The following is a 17,098-nucleotide window of genomic DNA, read 5'->3' as shown; positions in this document are numbered from 1 at the left end:
TGGATTAATATAAATTTAAAGAATCTTAATTTAAAGATAAATAACAAAAAGCAATGCATAACAAACTGCTAAATATAACAATGCTACTAATAAAACCAAGGGAGTGGAGAGTATGTTCAGAACTTCAGGAATCCATCACGTTACGGCTTTTGTAGATGATGCACAGAAAAATGTTGATTTTTACGCAGGTGTATTGGCACTAAGATTGGTGAAAAAAACAATTAACTTTGATGCACCGGATGTGTACCATCTGTATTATGGCAATGAGGATGGGGCACCGGGTACCATTATCACATTCTTCCCGCAGCAAAATGCCAGAAGAGGTGTAATTGGATCAGGACAGACTGGCGTAACGGTATATGCAGTTCCGGTGGGAAGCCTGCCATTCTGGAAAGAACGTCTGACATCCTTCGATATTCCATTTGAAAATAAAACAAGATTTGGCGAGCAGTACATTCGCTTCTTCGATAAAGGCGGCCTGCTGCTCGAATTGGTTGAGCGTGAAGGAGGCCAGGCAAGTCAGTGGTCATTCAACGGCGTAACGCCAGAGCATGCAATTAAGGGCTTTGGTGGTGCTGTATTATTCAGCCATGTACCCGACAAAACAACGGATGTGCTGAAAACGATGCTCGGTTTGGAGCAGGTAGGTGAAGAGGATGGAATCATTCGTTTACAGGCGACGGGTGACATCGGTCAACTGATTGACATTCAATCCACCGGAATTCAACGGGGAATTGGCGGAGCAGGGACAGTACACCATATTGCATGGCGTGCCAAAGATTACGTCGAGCACGAACAAATGCAGCAGGATCTTCAAAAAGCCGGATATCATCCAACGCCGGTCATTGACCGCCAGTACTTCAACGCCGTCTATTTCCGGGAACCGGGAGGTATATTGTTTGAACTGGCTACAGATCCTCCAGGATTTGCACGGGATGAACCACAGGAGAGCATGGGCCAAAAGCTGATGCTGCCTGAATGGTATGAACCACAGCGTGAGCAGATTGAACAGCTGCTGCCACCTATTCAAGTACGTGAATGGAAAGGAGAGTCCAAATCATGACTTCTACCAATACAATGAAACATATTTATAAAGCAGGTGCACAACCGGATGCCCCTACACTGTTGTTGCTGCACGGAACAGGTGGAACGGAGAATGATCTGGTAGGTCTGGCCGAGATGATTGCGCCAGGAGCCGGTATTCTGGGGGTGCGTGGTAACGTATCGGAGAATGGGATGCCCCGTTTCTTCCGCCGCTTGGCGGAAGGCGTGTTTGACGAAGAAGATCTCATTGCACGGACAGCGGAATTGGGTGCTTTTGTGGATGCAGCTGCTGTGGAGTATGGCTTTAATCGTGCGAATGTCTATGCCCTTGGTTATTCCAACGGAGCTAATATCGCAGCAAGTCTGATCTTCCATCAGGCTGACGCATTTAAAGGAGCGATTCTGCACCATCCGATGGTACCGCTTCGTGGTCTGGAATTGCCGGACCTGAAAGGGCTGCCTGTGTTTATAGGAGCAGGAGAGAACGATCCAATTGTGCCAAAACGTGAAACGGATGAACTCGCTTCACTGCTTAGCGGTGCTGGTGCCGATGTGCACATGCACTGGGAGCGTCAGGGGCACCAGTTGACCCGTACGGAGACAGAAGCCGCGGCAGCTTGGTATAAAACTCAGGTTTAAAAATTCTGCCTGGATGCTTAAATTCTTCTTTTAAAAGGGTTGTCCCATAAGTCATTAAAATGACGGGGCACCCCTTTTTTGGCGTTTTACAGTTTAACGAACCGAGTAGCATGCCGCTAGTGCCAATTTCCAACGATCTACTTTTTAATGGATCAGAGCCACACTATGCCTTGTCCAAAAGAGTGGAATAATCTATAATCAAGTAATTGATAATCATTTTCAATTAGATTCGGTTTTTTAACCCTCTTGATCTTGGTAATCTGGAAGTTAGCGTCATTTCAGGTATGAAACAGGCATGGGAGAGCGTAAAATAAGGCCCGATATCATACAAGCACTTTATTAATGAGATTGTGCGAATGGTACATGAGGCGAGCTCAGGCGCAAGAACAGAATAAAAGTGATACAATAAAGAGAGAAAAAAGCAATGCTTGCATTGCCAACCAAGATAAGCGGAGTGTGGAGAAGAGATGAAACCAGTGGAACAGGAACCAACGGGAACGACCAATTCCGGCCGTGCCATTGTTGGCATGGAAGATATCGTGCGCGCACATCATGTGCTGCGAGAAGTCATTGTAAGAACGCCGCTGCAGCGGGATGCTGTATTGTCGGCCAAATATAACTGTAATGTGTATCTTAAACGGGAAGACCTGCAGGTAGTACGCTCGTTCAAAATTCGTGGAGCCTACAACATGATTCGTAGTCTGACTCCTGGTGAGCTGGAGAAAGGTATTGTCTGCGCGAGCGCGGGCAACCATGCGCAGGGGGTTGCTTTTTCCTGTAACGCGCTGGGCATCCACGGCAAAATCTTCATGCCGAGTACAACTCCCAATCAGAAGGTGAAACAGGTACGTCGATTTGGTGGGAGTAATGTTGAAGTTGTGCTGACAGGTGATACGTATGACGATGCTTATGAAGAAGCTATGCGTGCGTGTAATGAACAGGGCATGACGTTTATCCATCCGTTCGACCAGCCGAAGATTATTGCAGGTAATGGTACGGTGGCGATGGAAATCATGGAGAGTCTGGATGAAAAAGCGGATTATGTGTTCGTCACGATTGGTGGGGGCGGTCTGGCTGCCGGAGTCGGAACCTACATGAAGACGGTTAGCCCGGAAACACGCATTATTGGCGTAGAACCACTTGGCGCGGCTTCCATGAGTGAGGCTATGTTCCGCAAGCAGGTTGTCACGCTGGATGATATCGATAAATTTGTGGATGGTGCTGCGGTGAAACGCGTTGGTGATCTTACCTTTGACATCTGCAGCAGTACGCTGGATGACATTGTGAAGGTGCCTGAAGGCAAAGCCTGCACCACCATTTTGGAGCTGTATAATGAAAATGCGATTGTTGTGGAGCCTGCTGGCTCACTGGCGGTTGCTGCACTGGAGCAGTATCGCGAGCAGATTGCGGGTAAGACGGTAGTCTGTGTAATTAGCGGTGGTAACAACGATATCGACCGGATGCAGGAAATCAAAGAACGTTCTTTGATCTACGAAGGTCTGAAATATTATTTCATGGTCAATTTCCCACAGCGTGCGGGAGCATTACGTGAATTCCTTGTGGAAGTATTGGGACCCAATGACGACATTGCCCGTTTTGAATATACGAAGAAACATGATAAGGAAAACGGGCCTGCCCTGGTGGGCATCGAGCTGATGTATAAGGAAGATTACCAGCCGCTGATTGAACGCATGAATCGTAAAGGCCTTGCGTATACGGAGCTGAACAAAAATCTCAATCTGTTCAACATGTTAATCTGATGAATCATTCCCATGTGAAGTCGGACCGTAGTGAGGCACAGCCTCTGCTCAGACCTGCTCGTAAGGAAGATGCCGCACAAGTGATTTCTTTACTCTATCAGGCGATTGATGATATTGCCTATGCTCTTGCTGGTGAAGGAGATCATGAGAAAGCGATGCAGATATTGCAGCAATTTTACATGCAGGAAGACAATCGAATCAGCTACCGTAACGTAACGGTCATGGAACAGGATGGGCAAGTCGCAGGAATATTGGTGGCCTATGATGGCGGCGAGGCAGATTGTCTGGATCAGCCGATTCTGGAGCGACCTGGTCGGAGCACGGATCAGAAATATGCATTGGTCAAAGAAACCCGTCCCGGGGAGTATTATCTGGATACTCTATCCGTAAGTGAAGCATATCAGGGGCAGGGCATCGGCAGGGCACTGATGGCTGCTTTTGAACAGCAGGGAAGGGAACTCGGACACTCGCAGGTATCCCTCATTGTTGAACGTGACAATGGCCGGGCCTTGATGTTGTACGAACGGCAGGGCTATATCAAGGATGAAGTGATTGTCATTGCTGGACATGAGTATAGTCATATGGTCAAGCCAATTGCTTAGTTTATGAATCTGCGTTAGTCTAGTGTAGGAGATGCAATTCAACGATAGAATCAAAAGAAGACCGACTTGGGAGCGAATCCTGTGTCGGTTTCTTTGCGTTCATTAGGAGATTAATCGGATGAATCATTGCATGCTGGCATCTGCCCCAGTCGGAACATTCTGTTCCAGCCATTTCTCCACCGCAGCTGTTTGCTCATACTTCGCTTCCTTAACCACATCCATAAAGGCATCCAGCTTGGTGAGAAATTCACTATCGACGGATGCAAGGCGCTGTAAGACACCATTGTATCCTCTCTGGGCGTTCGTAACCATCTTGTTCGTTTCATAATCAAACAGCGGTGTATTGTTCAGCCCGTAAAAGGTATACAGGGTATAACTGTGCAACAGAGCCTGCACCTGCTTGGACCGATTAGATTTTGGATATAGCTCCAGGAATTGTTCCTGGCTAAGTGCTCGAAGGAGAATTTCCTGATAGCCAATGACCAGAGCTCCGTCATCTGCAGGCAAGTTTTTCGTTTCCTTCGTCATGATCATGATGTAGTTTGAGATATCCTCTTTAATTTCAGAGGTATATTTCACGAGTGCCGCATAGTTCATAATGGGATATATGGAGCCTTCGAGCATGACGAGGCGATAGCCGCTGTCCCGGGCTTCTTTTAACAATGCACGCAGATCTGTGTCCTGGGTACGCTCCATGAGTTTGGTGAAGCTGTCGTTCGTTTGATATGCCTTGAGCATCTTGTCCTGACTGTTCGGCACGAGCAGGCGGTCCGTCATGGAGGTTAGAGCCTTCAGGCGCGCATTCTCTAATTGAAGCACCATCAGGGTAGCGTGATGCGTTGTTACCTTTTTGATATTGGATTCCAGATAGGTGTCAGCTGCGGGCAAGCCGTTCTTTTTTTTGAGCATGGACTGAAATGTCTTATATATGGCGTTTGAACTACTGGTAGTTACTTTGGTATCCGCGCTCGACGGAGCTGCAATAGCGACCCCTGATAAAGGAGCGGAACCAGTCTGAAGCAGCATGGCGACGGCAGTTGCTGTAATGATGGTACGGATGACGTTACGTTTGGAAAAAAAGAACGCTGGTGTCATAAGGGTGAACCTCCCGTAGTTTAGAGATGATAGGTTGCAATACACTAGTCACTTTTACATTAAACGAATTCGAGAAGGATGTTGTTTCGGAATAATGACAAATTCTTCTGTTATTTTTAACCTTTGGAGGGTAGATGGAGGAAGGGCATTTCTGCGAAAATATTTTTTGTGGGATTGGAAACTTTTACTCCTATTCATACGTCTTAGATGTGCACAGGAAATTACAGGAATAAAATGAAATTCAAAACGATCACATTTTAACTTAAACAATGAAGAGAATGGGGATATTGGATATGAAGAAAGCGGGAGGACGTCAAGTGAAAAAGGTGATGTCAGCACTGGCCGTATCGGCCATGTTGATGTCTGCACTTCCAACGTCAGTTATGGATGCAGCTGCAAGAATCAGTATTTATATTAACGACGCCGAGTTATCCTCTGCACAGGCTCCTGTCATGAAAGGTGGACGTGTACTGGTTCCATTACGCTCCATTTTTGAAGGCTTGGATGCCACTGTAGAGTACACCAACAGAACCAAAACCATTAAGGCTAGTCGAGGTGACCAAGAAGTCTCGCTGACGCTGGGTTCCAAAACGGCTTACATCAACGGTGAAGCGATCGCACTGGATGTGCCTGCGAACACAATCAAAGGAAATACGATGGTTCCGATTCGTTTTGTTAGTGAAGCTTTTGGGGAGAAAGTATTTTGGAATTCCCGCAATCAGCGGGTAGATATCAAAACAACATCCACACCTCCTGTGGATGAGACGAAATATGCGGCATGGAACATTTATGGTTCTGTATCCGGAAGCAATGGGGATGGTCGTGACCTGACTGTAAGCTTCACACGTCCGACGTCCGAGAAGGCTGTATCCTCATATCGGATTATGCTGGTAAAAACGCGTGATGTGAATAGCTTCAATGAGTCTGCGGCATCGGTCGTGCCTGCTGCGAACTATACATCCGTTACTCCAAATGGCACTGATCCAAGATTGACGTTGAATGCCCAGACACGCGACGTGAACGGGGATTTGTTAAATACAAGTGAAACGTATCGTCTGTATGTCCTTACGATGGGGAACAGCAACAACAGCTACAAAAATCTGCTGGCTTGGTCGTCCCAGTCCTTGAAACTAAACAATGTGAAAACGACGGTTCAACCTGTCACAAGCCTGCGGATCGCAGATATCAGTGACTATGGCGATGGACGTGATCTGGAAATTAACTTCACACAGCCGAGTACCACATCCAATATCACTTATTACCGTGCTTTTGTAGTCAAGGCGAAAGACTCTTCTTCATTTAATCTGACTACTGCAAATAATGTGTCCAGTTCTAATTCAACCATTATTTACAAAGGTAACAGCACAGCGGTCAAAACCCAGCTCAGTTCCTCGACGCGTGATACATCCGGGGAATTAATCAAAAACGGCACATCCTATGTCGTCTACATTGTATCCGTGAGCTCCAATGCGGCAACAGCAGACAATAAACTGTCCACAGTATCCTCTTCACTCACGCTGGGCGTAAATACAGCAACAGCACCTGTTATCACGTCAGTGAGAGACAATTCGGATTATGGAGACGGTCGTGACATTCAGGTGAGCTTCAACCGTTCATCCGATGAGTCTAAAGTTGCTAATTATCGAATTTTCGTAGTGCGCAACTCGGTATCCAGCAGCTTTAATCTGACTACGGCGAGTAACCTGTCTTCCAGCCTGTACTATAATGTGAACAAAACAGGCAACAATATTACAACCACACTGCCATCCTCCATGAAGGATACAAGCGGTTATAACGTAACGAATCTGCAAGATTATCGGATCTACGTTATGGCTGTAGGCAACCAGCAGAACGGATATACCAATGCGCTGTCCTCGTCGTCGACGCTTTTGAGACTGACAACGAATAGTAATGCTGGAGTCGCAAGCAACATTGGGGTGGCTGATGTAAGTGACAACGGTGATGGACGCGATCTCCGGGTTTCGTTTAATAGAGCTTCGGATGAATCTAACGTTTCCGCGTATCGGGTATATGTGGTCCGTTCCGCCTATGCAGGCAGCTTCACACTGAGCGCGGCGAATGCATCGAACAATTATTATCAAGTGAACAAGACGGGTGGAAATCAGTCATTTACTCTTCCTAGCAATGCGGTCGATACTAATGGCTACACATTGTCCAATAATGTTAGCTATCGCGTGTTTGTCCTGTCGGTAAGCACAAGTGGAAATTCCAGTCAGAATGCTTTATCTTCTTATTCTTCACAAATTACGCTGACTGCCAATGCAGCTGTGACTGCACCAAGCAATGTGGCGGCTACGGATATTGGGGATAACCAAGATGGACGCGATTTGCGTGTGACGTTCAATCGTTCGACGGATGAGACGAATGTGAATCACTATCGGGTGTTTGTGGTGAAGTCTGGAACCAGCTTTAATCTTTCATCTGCTAATGCAGTCAGTGCAAATTATAGAACGGTTAACAAGACAGGATATAACCAAACCGTTGAATTATTCAGTAATTCAAAAACCGTAGATGGCAGCAATATTATTAATGGAGTAGCCTATCAGGTTTATGTGATGGCAGTGAATAATAACGGCTCTCTTGCCAATGCATTGTCTTCTAGCTCAAATGTCATCACATTGGCTTCCAATACGGCTGTAGCCGCAGTGAGTAATGTAGATGCAACGGTGAAAGATGCAACGCAAGCTTCGGGTAATGCCACTGATATTCTGGTGAATTTCACGAAGCCTCAGAATGTAACTGGAATATCAAATTATGCATTAATGATCGTGCCGTCAGGTCAGATCAATTCATTTAATCTGGCTTCAGCTAAAGTTGTTTTGTCATTAGGTAATTATTTGAATATATCTAAAAATGGATCAAGTACGGACGTACAACCTTTTGCGTTTACACCCGATGTTAACGGAACTCCAATTGATTCCAGCAAAACATATCAGGTAATTATCGTATCTGTATCTGACAGCAATACACGCGAGGCGAGTTTGTCCGGGGCTTCCAAAATCATTAAAGTGAATCCGAAACAGCAGCAGCCTGTTGATGTTAAAGTAGCGAGTCTTACTGCCAAAGATGCCACTTCGACACAAGGACCCATTCTGAATTTCAATCCCGCTTCTAACGAGACAGGAATTTCCGAATACAGAGTCTTTGTAGTCAAAGATGGTCAAAGCTTCGATGTGAACAAAGCGACTGAATTAAGCAATTCTTCTGACCGCTCCCAAAAAATTAATCAAGGAACACCTGCAGGAGATATCAATTTCAGTATTCTGAATGATACAGATGGAGCTTCAATCGCAGCTGGGTCGAAGTATCAAGTGTATATTCTGTCTGTTGCTAAAACTAATTTCAAAAATGCACTATCTGATGGCTCTAATTCAGTAACATTAAAAGCACCAGATTCTGCATCAGTGACTCCTGAACCAACCTCATCAGGTGCGACAGAATCCAATCAAGGTAGTAATGTAACTCCATAATTTTAAATATATTTAATCTCTATCTAAGGATAGCTTTAATTGTATCCAAAAAACTCCCTTCTCTGTTCTGGAAGGGAGTTCTTTCTATTAAATCCTGTCGCCATGTCACGGTCCATCCTCACGGTCTGAAAATAAAAATAGCTGTCGAGACTTTCTCAACAGCTTGGTAAGGGCCATACGGGGCCCTTTTTTGATACTCAATATGTTATCTCATCACCGAATGGTGTACTTCCTTTTCGTATACCATACACCTCTACGATATACCCAAATGCTGCTGCCAAGGGCATCAGCATCCTTACGCTTTCTTTTGTCCGAAAAGTGGTCTCAACGTAGCCAATCCCACAATTCCGATCACAAGACTGATCCATGGAGCCAGCGTAAATACGGGAAGGCTGTCACGCAGTGGATATCCTACAAACAGGACAAGCACAACGATAACGATATAGATGGCGATCCCGCGAAGATTGACCTGTGGTCTGGCAGTCTTGTCTGCTCCCTGATCATCTGGACGCTCTGCAAGGCGACGAAGCATTTCAACCAGTGCAATCCCGCCAACCGCCGCAACGATAAGGGAGAACAGGCTGATATGGCTAAACGGTTCCATATCTCCGCCGGTCCAGCCAATAAATAGCCCAACAGCCCCCTGAATCAGCATCACAAAAGACAAAGCTGCCCAGGAAATCATGAAGTACCATTTGGGTGTCCGTTTAACTTGATCTGGAGTCTCTGCTGGTTCGGCTTCAACTGCTTCTGCCTTCTTGGCTGGCTTACTGCGTTTATTGGAATTGCTTCCGGAGCCCGATACAGCCGTATTTGAAGCTGTGGATGGGTCGATATTAGACCCAACTGCAACAGCATCCTCATTATTAGTTGCCACGCCTAGCTGTGAATAGATATCCTGTTCCAGATCAGGCCCATATAACTCGCGCGCAGGTTTACCGTCACGCTGAGCTTGTACGATAGCTCTCCCGGCAGAAAGAATCCATTCTTCTTGCGTTCTCTCATCGGCTGGTGCTTGGCGCGCAATGGTGCTGATCTGGTCAAACAGTTTGACATGTTCCGGTGTCATCTTACTCATTTCGGTCATTTGCCGATTCTGTATTTCTTTCAACTTCTTATAGGAAATCCCCAATGATTGCTCCCCCTGTCTACACACGTTCTGATCCCCGGTGATCTGGAGACCCTGACGGTATTTTAGTATACGGGAAGGGCTCTCGTTTCGCAAAGTCATTCCTTATAAAACAATTGTTTACGATTCGACCATAGCCCTGCGCAGGCCAGAATGACACAGGTGCATAGCAGCACCAGTTTACCGTGAATACGAATCCATTCCAAGATGTGTTCCATGATTTCAACCCTTTCGCCAGAAGGAATCGGAGGCAAATGTTGGCTATGATATATTGTTTAGGTTCTCCTTGATTCGCCGTTAATATGCGTAAGAGAGAGTTCAGTTCCAACGATTGTGTGAAGAATGAATAAAGTGCAGCCGAATCCACCACAATAGTAGCATTTCCAACAGAAACCAGGGATTGGAGTGTGGCAGATATGGATCAACAAAAGGAGCAATTAACAAGGAAGCTGCTGCTGAATAGCAACTCCCGCGGCGTAACGGATGAAGTTGTGCCGATGGAAGAGACGTTGGAGGATGCTGAATATGCGGAAGAGTATACAGAGGGAACCTTTCAGTCGGGGAGCTTCTGGGAAAGCTCAACTTCGGTTAATGAAAACGATTGGCAGGGTCGAGTGGAGACCCATGAGATGTTTCGTCGCAGTTATGAGTAATGGCTTTAAGCATTAGGAATAATTCGAGTCAGCTGTTGTCAGCTTGGCTCATTTTTTTCGCGTTTTTGCCGATAAAATGTAGATAAGATATGTCTGAATATGGACATTTCCTCACGTTGACTTGAGGTTCACAGGATGATAATATACTAATATATCTTAATACACATTAAACTTATCGGATTTATATATAATTAACAAAATGGACAAGAGCAGGGAAGAATGGAAAGGGGAAATGGGCATGGAGCGTCAGATTAGTATTCGTCATGGGCAGGAAGAATTAACAGCCACGATTCATTATCCGGTCGTCAAAGACATCAAGGAGGGAAATCACCAACAGCGCGTGCCTCTTGCTGTCATCTGCCACGGATTCGTAGGAAGTCGGATCGGTGTGGATCGTCTGTTTGTGAAGACCGCCCGTGAGCTGGCCGAAGATGGGTATTTGGTACTGCGCTTCGATTATATCGGCTGCGGGGAGAGCAGCGGTGAGTACGGAGCTGAAGGACTTGAATCCATGATTACCCAAACACGTTCTGTGCTGGATTATGCCGTAAATTGCAGTGATGTAGATCCAACCCGTGTGACGCTGATAGGTCATAGTCTGGGTGGAGCTGTTGCTCTGCTGACTGCTGTCCGTGACAAACGAGTCAAGAATCTTGTCATGTGGTCATCCGTAGGATATCCTTTCAATGATATTGTGAAGATTACGGGACGTAATGTGTACGATGAAGGGGTGAAACTGGGATCTGCTGATTATCTCGGCTACAAGTTTACACCCGCATTCTTTGAATCACTGGCTGAACATCAGCCGTTCCAGGAAGCCGGTAAATTTAACGGGGATGTTCTGGTGGTGCATGGCACGTCGGATGAGATCATTCCTGTCGACTACGCGTTTCTGTATCAAAAGGTATTCTGGATGCGCCAGGAAGGCCGCTGCGACAAGGAGATTATTTTCCAGGGCGATCATACCTTCTCTTCCGGTAAAGAGCGGGAACAGCTGATCACACGTACGAGAGAATGGCTGGGAGAGCGTCAGAAGATCGAACAGGATTGGCAGCATTGGATGATCTAAAGTAGTCTTATGCCAAGCTTTTTCGTTGGTCTGGAGCATGGCATGGTCAACATGAGCTGATTCAAAAGGCAACATGCGCGAACGGAATGCATCCTGATTGGGATGATAGCTTGGAAAAGCGCCTTCTTCGGGGTAAAATAGAAGGGTAAGCATCCTATCCGTGTCTGGAGGTTGGCAGCAATGACATTACCCGCATTATTCATTGCGCATGGTTCTCCCGCTCTGGCGGTGGAGAGCAATGACTACACTCACTTTTTGAACCAGCTTGGAGACAGGCTGCCGGCTCCGAAAGCCATTGTTGTATTTACGGCGCATTGGGATTGTCCCGAACCGTCCGTGACAATGGATGATACACATCAGACCTTGCATGATTTTTACGGATTTCCCCCTAATATGTATACAATGAATTACCCAGCATCTGGTCAGCCAGACCTGGCGAATGAGATCTGTGCTCTGTTCACTCGTAGTAATCTTGCACATCAACCGGTTCGAGGCCGAGGATTGGATCACGGTGTATGGGTACCGCTATTACACATGTATCCAGAAGCCAATATTCCTGTTATTGCGGTATCTGTTGATTCATTGCGATCTCCGCAGGAACAGTATGATATTGGCCGGATGCTGGAACAGCTGCGTCATGATAATGTGCTGATCATTGGCAGCGGCGGAACAGTCCATAACCTGCGCATGCTTGGTAGCCATGATGAACCACAAGACTGGGCAGTGGAATTTGATAACTGGATTGGCGAGCGGCTTGAGCAGTGGAACACGAGAGAGCTGTTTCAATATGACAAAAAAGCACCCCACGCCCGCACGGCAGTTCCATCTTATGGAATGGAGCACATTGCGCCTTTGTTCTATGCCATGGGTACGGCTGACATGTCCCGATCTGCAAAACGACTATTCCAGTCGTATCCTTACGGTACGCTCAGTTTGAACTGCTGGCAGTTTGGTGACGGCGTATAACTTGGAGCAGACAACAGAACGTGAACAGGTCTATAGGTCACATATTATGCCAAATACACGGTAGACATTGACCGCCAGACTTAGGTTAATAAATCGTTGAACAAAAAAGGTTTCTGCTGCCAGCATGATGGCTTCAGAAACCTTTTTCTATGACTTATGACTTTAGCATTTTGAAAGTTAATGTAGCTACTTCCTAATCTCAAAAAGCTCACATGCTGTACGCGAGTGATACGCCAGCTCACTTACACTGGACTGCACAACAATGGTATTGCTGTCAAAACGGATAATGACGCCACCGGAATCAATCTGATGGTTATCTTTAAAAACACGAACCTTATGCTTCATGTCCATGGCTTCCTGGAAGTCGGCATCGGTTTCAAGACGGCGCTGGGTTGGCATGTCATGTACTCCTTTAATTATAATCGATCGATACGTTCATCATAATACGTGTTTCTGTAGATGGGCAAGTCAGATGAATGTGCAAGCATATAAAAAACAAAAAAAAGTCCCGCTCTCCAGGGGGAGGGGAGCAGGACCGATAATACTATTAATTTTTTCTACTTTTTAATAATTAGGCTGTTTTGTGCGTATGGTTTATCGTTGGTGTATCTTTAGGCTGGCTGCCTTTATTGCGAGTGAACAATCCGCGGAGGTAAGGCATTACCCAATGATCCAAACCGATTTTACCAGCGTTCGCACCAGCGACTACAAGGAAGATTTCCATCAGAACCAATTGAGCATTCGTGCTTACTGTTCCCGAGAAGAGGAACGCGAAGTTCATGACCATTGCCATCAGGGCTGCCAGTGTTGTGAAGCATCCAAGAATGAGGCCCAGACCTACAAGGAATTCACCCAGAGGGATAACGAAGTCGAACAGTCCTGCATTTGGTACTGCGAATTTCTCAAGGAAGGTTGCCCACCAAGCTTGAACGGCTGGATGATCACCTGTTGCTTTTTCTACAGCGCCTGCAAGGAAACCACCTGCCTCAAATCCGCCAGTCAGTTTGCCCCATCCGTGTGTCATCCAGTCGTAACCGATATACACCCGAAGTACTGTCAAAATCCACATTGCCACTTTGTTTTCTCTAAGCCATTGGTTGATGCTGAACATATAAACCACTCCTTCATGGAATCTAGTGTGTGTTGTTGTTTTTGTTTTTCTAAGTGATCACCTTTGATGTCTTTATTGTATAGTTCAAAAGTCATCTTGTTTGTGATTATTATCACAATCTAGTTCAAATTTTAAGTAAGGTTTGAGAAGTTCACATTTAGGACATATTTTTCATCCTGCCTCACGTTTCAAACGTAAAAGGAAGGGTAGAAAATGCTCTCCTTATCGAAGACAAATGGTGCTGTGTGTGATTAAATGGAAAGAAATACGTGAAATGGTCACCTACATAAGAGCAACTACAGCCTAGATTTCAGCCATATCGTTCAGGAGGTACATATATTGAAGCAATTGAAATGGAACAAAACAACGTCAGCGGCGTCGCTCCTTATTCTGGCCCTAAGTCTGGTCGCTTGCCAAAATAAGGAGATGGTCCAGGTCCCGAAGCCGGAGTCCGTTCCTACACCTGTACAGGAGGAACAAGTAACGGAAGAACCTGCCACGTCGCTCTACACAGCACCACTGACGGGTCTGCCTGTTGATGCAGCAATTACGCGTCGTCCACTGGCTGTAATGATTAACAATGCTCCTGCAGCGCGGCCCCAATCAGGTCTGAGTGCGGCTGATATTATTATCGAAGTGCTCGCAGAGGGAGGCATTACCCGTTTTATTGCCATCTTCCAGAGTGAAGGCGGAGCAGAGACGGTTGGACCCGTGCGCAGTATCCGGCCGTATTTGATCGAACTTGGTGAGAGCTATGATGGTGTATTGGTACATGCGGGTGGCAGCCCTGATGCGTATTCCATTTTGCAAAAGCAGCAGAAACAGCATATGGATGAGATATCGAATAGCGGCCCTTATTTCTGGCGTTCCTCGGATCGTAAAGCACCTCACAATCTGTACACGTCGGCGGACAAGCTAAGAGAAGGCGCAGATACCAAAGGCTATAGTCACGACTTCAAGTCCCCTGTGTATACGTATAACGAAGAAGGTGCGACATCTGCCGGAGAGTTGGCCAAGCAGTTTGAGCTTCATTATTTATTGGAGAGTTACCGGGTTACGTATGATTACGATGAAGTTAGTGGACGATATATGAGATTGGTGAACGGAAAGGCTGATCAGGATCTGGATAATGGCATTCAGATTGGAGCCGCCAACATTATTGTAGCCGGAGCGGATCACAAGGTGCTCGACAACGTGGGCAGACTGTCGGTTAATCTGGAGCAGGGTGGGGAAGCCATGTTGTTTCAGAAAGGTAAAATGGTTCGAGGACAGTGGGTCAAGAAACCGGGTGATATTATTCGATTTGTACAAAATGGGACTGAAGTTGCTCTTGTTCCTGGCAAGACTTTTATCAGTATCGTTCCGAATCAGCCTGACTTTGCAGGGCATGTCAAAATTCAAAATTAATCCAATTTGAAGAGAAATGTAAACGCAGTGTAAAATTTCATCATCATTTTTCCAGCCATTCCAAATAATTAAGATTCATTTCAGATTTATGTGATAAGAATATAAAAAAGGATCATGCCTTATGTACAAACCGTGAAACATTTATGATAAGATATCAAAGGTTGTCATTTCATGTTTCATCGGTTATCGGCAATTTCTCGTAAAGGGGATAGAGCTATGAAGCTTAAGAAGAAGAAGGATATATTTTTTGAGACACTAGAGAACATGGCAGATACGGTCGTGCAAGCGGCAGATTATTTCTCCCAACATGTTTCCAACCTTCAGGATGTGACTCTTTTTGCCAATGAAATGAAGAAGTACGAGTCCCAATGTGATGACTATGTACACACGATCATTACGGAACTCAACAAAACATTTATCACGCCGATCGAACGCGATGATATTATGGAGCTGACAACGACACTTGATGACGTATTGGACGGACTAGAAGCAACGGCTTCCCGTTTCTATATGTACCAACTGACTGACCCGGACGAATATATCGTTCAATTCGCTGAAATTTTGCGCCAATCGGCTTACGAAATTCAGAAGGCCATTCATTTGCTGTCTCAGAAAAAATTGCTGGCGATTCGCGAGTACACCATTCGTCTGAACGATCTGGAAAACCAGGGAGACGAAGTGCTACGTAACTGTATCAAGAACCTTTTCGCTACCGTGCCTGATCCGATTGAATTGATCAAACGCAAGGAAATTTACGAACGTCTTGAGACGACAACGGATGCTTGTGAACACGTAGCGAATGTGCTCGAATCCATCATCATGCGTAATTCTTAAGGAGCCAGAGAATAATGGAAACAACGATTTGGGTATTGGGTATAGTCGTCTTCCTTGCACTGGCGTTTGACTTCATCAACGGATTCCACGACACGGCGAATGCCATTGCAACTTCGGTCTCGACACGGGCACTGACCCCACGCCGGGCGATCCTTATGGCTGCCGTGATGAACTTTGTCGGTGCCATGATGTTTACTGGAGTAGCGAAGACGATTGGGGGAAGTGTAACAGACCCCACCACGCTGGATAACGGGATCGAGGTCGTCATAGTCACCTTGATCGCCGCGATCATCTGGAATCTCGTTACATGGTGGTTCGGCATTCCTTCTTCATCCTCGCATGCACTGATTGGCGCTCTTGCTGGAGCTGTACTTGTTGGCGCAGGAGCTGATAAAGTCAAATGGAGTGGATTTATTGACATCGTCGGAGGATTGTTATTATCTCCTCTGATCGCATTTGCCATCGGTTATGTGGTCATGACCATTCTCAAATATATTTTTGCCAAACGCAGTCCGCATAATGTGAACAAAGGTTTCCGTACGGTACAGATTTTCACAGCAGCGCTCCAGGCGTTTACTCACGGTACCAATGATGCGCAGAAGGCAATGGGGATCATTACTTTTGCATTGGTCGCAGCAGGCGTACAGGACCATCTGGATGTTCCGTTGTGGGTTAAAATCTCCGCGGCAACAGCGATGGCGCTCGGTACTTCCATCGGTGGTTGGAAAATCATCAAAACGATGGGAACCAAAATTTTTAAAATTGAACCGATTAACGGGTTTGCAGCTGATCTGTCAGCCGCGTCTGTTATTTTCACGGCAACGTTGCTCCACCTGCCGGTGAGTACAACTCACGCAATCACATCTGCCATTCTGGGTGTAGGTTCCGCGAAGCGTTTCTCAGCCGTCAAATGGGGACTTGCTGGACGTATCATTATTACGTGGTTTATTACGATTCCGATTACCGGGGCGCTGGCAGGATTGTTGTACTGGATCATTTTCTAATTAGAAGAAGTATTCAGGAACTAGTTCGGTGGTTCAGACAAACTGTTCATAACTGTGTGAATATCGGGATATGTGGACAATTATACAATCAAAATGAAGAGACGCCTGTGCATGAACGTGTGGACAGGCTGGATATGTGGATAGCCATCCGTGGAATGATAAACCAAAAGAAGATATTCCTGTGGATACAGGAAACTGTGGATAGGGAAATGAGAGAAGGGGCTGTCTCAAAAGCCCTTAAAAAGCGTATCAGCAAAAAAGAAATAACACTCCTACGTTCGAAAAAGGACAAAG

General features: G+C 46.0%; 15 protein-coding genes. 11 read left to right on the top strand and 4 right to left on the bottom strand.

Annotated elements, in window-relative coordinates; genetic code table 11:
• Positions 1-112: 112 nt before the first annotated feature.
• From P5G61_RS30910 to P5G61_RS30895, 4 genes are all read left to right on the top strand, one after another.
• Complete coding sequence (locus P5G61_RS30910) at positions 113-1,063, top strand: ring-cleaving dioxygenase (protein ID WP_301249954.1); 951 nt, start codon at positions 113-115, stop codon at positions 1,061-1,063.
• Between the two features lie 14 nt (positions 1,064-1,077).
• The gene (locus P5G61_RS30905) at positions 1,078-1,683 is read left to right on the top strand and encodes an alpha/beta hydrolase (protein WP_301249973.1); all 606 of its coding nucleotides are present in this window, start codon (positions 1,078-1,080) and stop codon (positions 1,681-1,683) included.
• A 467-nt stretch (positions 1,684-2,150) separates the two neighbouring features.
• Positions 2,151-3,443, top strand: coding sequence for a threonine ammonia-lyase IlvA (gene ilvA, locus P5G61_RS30900; RefSeq protein WP_301249952.1), 1,293 nt, complete (start codon positions 2,151-2,153; stop codon positions 3,441-3,443).
• Positions 3,443-4,045 carry a GNAT family N-acetyltransferase gene (locus P5G61_RS30895; RefSeq protein WP_301249951.1) on the top strand — a complete coding sequence of 201 codons (603 nt, stop codon included), beginning with the start codon at positions 3,443-3,445 and terminating at the stop codon, positions 4,043-4,045. The genes ilvA and P5G61_RS30895 overlap by 1 nt, the downstream gene beginning before the upstream one ends.
• 123 nt (positions 4,046-4,168) lie before the next feature.
• Here the strand turns inward: P5G61_RS30895 and P5G61_RS30890 are convergent, their stop codons facing one another.
• A complete protein-coding gene (locus P5G61_RS30890) occupies positions 4,169-5,140 on the bottom strand; it encodes a hypothetical protein (RefSeq protein WP_301249950.1) in 972 nt (323 codons plus the stop codon).
• A gap of 293 nt (positions 5,141-5,433) precedes the next feature.
• On the opposite strand from P5G61_RS30890, the gene P5G61_RS30885 reads away from it, so the two are divergent.
• Positions 5,434-8,631 (top strand): copper amine oxidase N-terminal domain-containing protein, encoded by a 3,198-nt coding sequence (locus P5G61_RS30885; protein WP_301249948.1) that lies wholly within the window; start codon positions 5,434-5,436, stop codon positions 8,629-8,631.
• Positions 8,632-8,926: 295 nt separating this feature from the next.
• On the opposite strand, the gene P5G61_RS30880 is transcribed toward P5G61_RS30885, so the two are convergent.
• Positions 8,927-9,763, bottom strand: a complete 837-nt coding sequence (locus P5G61_RS30880) for a DUF1129 family protein (protein WP_301249946.1) — start codon at positions 9,761-9,763, stop codon at positions 8,927-8,929.
• Between the two features lie 413 nt (positions 9,764-10,176).
• On the opposite strand from P5G61_RS30880, the gene P5G61_RS30875 reads away from it, so the two are divergent.
• The 3 genes from P5G61_RS30875 to P5G61_RS30865 all read left to right on the top strand — a co-directional run bounded on the left by P5G61_RS30875 (position 10,177) and on the right by P5G61_RS30865 (position 12,448).
• Positions 10,177-10,413, top strand: coding sequence for a hypothetical protein (locus tag P5G61_RS30875; RefSeq protein ID WP_301249944.1), 237 nt, complete (start codon positions 10,177-10,179; stop codon positions 10,411-10,413).
• Positions 10,414-10,651: 238 nt separating this feature from the next.
• On the top strand, positions 10,652-11,482 hold the full coding sequence (locus P5G61_RS30870) for an alpha/beta hydrolase (RefSeq protein ID WP_301249942.1): 831 nt from the start codon (positions 10,652-10,654) through the stop codon (positions 11,480-11,482).
• Between the two features lie 180 nt (positions 11,483-11,662).
• Entirely contained in the window at positions 11,663-12,448 is a 786-nt protein-coding gene (locus tag P5G61_RS30865) for a DODA-type extradiol aromatic ring-opening family dioxygenase (protein WP_301249941.1), read from the top strand.
• A 186-nt stretch (positions 12,449-12,634) separates the two neighbouring features.
• Here P5G61_RS30865 and P5G61_RS30860 read toward each other — a convergent pair whose 3' ends face one another.
• Both P5G61_RS30860 and P5G61_RS30855 read right to left on the bottom strand, forming a co-directional pair.
• Positions 12,635-12,847: a hypothetical protein gene (locus P5G61_RS30860; protein WP_301249939.1), complete on the bottom strand. Its 213-nt coding sequence runs from the start codon at positions 12,845-12,847 to the stop codon at positions 12,635-12,637.
• Between the two features lie 172 nt (positions 12,848-13,019).
• Complete coding sequence (locus P5G61_RS30855) at positions 13,020-13,559, bottom strand: DoxX family protein (protein ID WP_301249938.1); 540 nt, start codon at positions 13,557-13,559, stop codon at positions 13,020-13,022.
• Positions 13,560-13,898: 339 nt separating this feature from the next.
• On the opposite strand from P5G61_RS30855, the gene P5G61_RS30850 reads away from it, so the two are divergent.
• The 3 genes from P5G61_RS30850 (at position 13,899) to P5G61_RS30840 (ending at position 16,804) form a co-directional block, all read left to right on the top strand.
• Entirely contained in the window at positions 13,899-14,966 is a 1,068-nt protein-coding gene (locus tag P5G61_RS30850; protein ID WP_301249937.1) for a DUF3048 domain-containing protein, read from the top strand.
• A 216-nt stretch (positions 14,967-15,182) separates the two neighbouring features.
• Positions 15,183-15,800, top strand: coding sequence for a DUF47 domain-containing protein (locus P5G61_RS30845; protein WP_062327047.1), 618 nt, complete (start codon positions 15,183-15,185; stop codon positions 15,798-15,800).
• Positions 15,801-15,814: 14 nt separating this feature from the next.
• Positions 15,815-16,804 (top strand): inorganic phosphate transporter, encoded by a 990-nt coding sequence (locus P5G61_RS30840; protein ID WP_091000889.1) that lies wholly within the window; start codon positions 15,815-15,817, stop codon positions 16,802-16,804.
• Positions 16,805-17,098: the final 294 nt, after the last annotated feature.

This window comes from Paenibacillus vandeheii (genome assembly GCF_030433635.1).
Lineage (GTDB): Bacteria > Bacillota > Bacilli > Paenibacillales > Paenibacillaceae > Paenibacillus > Paenibacillus vandeheii.
This window is presented reverse-complemented; position numbering and strand designations above follow the sequence as displayed.

Excerpts from the sequence above, each read along its gene's own strand:
- P5G61_RS30910 (WP_301249954.1), top strand. The coding sequence starts at position 113 with ATGTTCAGAACTTCAGGAATCCATCACGTTACGGCTTTTGTAGATGAT.
- P5G61_RS30905 (WP_301249973.1), top strand. The coding sequence starts at position 1,078 with ATGAAACATATTTATAAAGCAGGTGCACAACCGGATGCCCCTACACTG.
- ilvA (WP_301249952.1), top strand. The coding sequence starts at position 2,151 with ATGAAACCAGTGGAACAGGAACCAACGGGAACGACCAATTCCGGCCGT.
- P5G61_RS30895 (WP_301249951.1), top strand. The coding sequence starts at position 3,443 with ATGAATCATTCCCATGTGAAGTCGGACCGTAGTGAGGCACAGCCTCTG.
- P5G61_RS30890 (WP_301249950.1), bottom strand. The coding sequence starts at position 5,140 with ATGACACCAGCGTTCTTTTTTTCCAAACGTAACGTCATCCGTACCATC.
- P5G61_RS30885 (WP_301249948.1), top strand. The coding sequence starts at position 5,434 with ATGAAGAAAGCGGGAGGACGTCAAGTGAAAAAGGTGATGTCAGCACTG.
- P5G61_RS30875 (WP_301249944.1), top strand. The coding sequence starts at position 10,177 with ATGGATCAACAAAAGGAGCAATTAACAAGGAAGCTGCTGCTGAATAGC.
- P5G61_RS30870 (WP_301249942.1), top strand. The coding sequence starts at position 10,652 with ATGGAGCGTCAGATTAGTATTCGTCATGGGCAGGAAGAATTAACAGCC.
- P5G61_RS30865 (WP_301249941.1), top strand. The coding sequence starts at position 11,663 with ATGACATTACCCGCATTATTCATTGCGCATGGTTCTCCCGCTCTGGCG.
- P5G61_RS30860 (WP_301249939.1), bottom strand. The coding sequence starts at position 12,847 with ATGCCAACCCAGCGCCGTCTTGAAACCGATGCCGACTTCCAGGAAGCC.
- P5G61_RS30855 (WP_301249938.1), bottom strand. The coding sequence starts at position 13,559 with ATGTTCAGCATCAACCAATGGCTTAGAGAAAACAAAGTGGCAATGTGG.
- P5G61_RS30845 (WP_062327047.1), top strand. The coding sequence starts at position 15,183 with ATGAAGCTTAAGAAGAAGAAGGATATATTTTTTGAGACACTAGAGAAC.
- P5G61_RS30840 (WP_091000889.1), top strand. The coding sequence starts at position 15,815 with ATGGAAACAACGATTTGGGTATTGGGTATAGTCGTCTTCCTTGCACTG.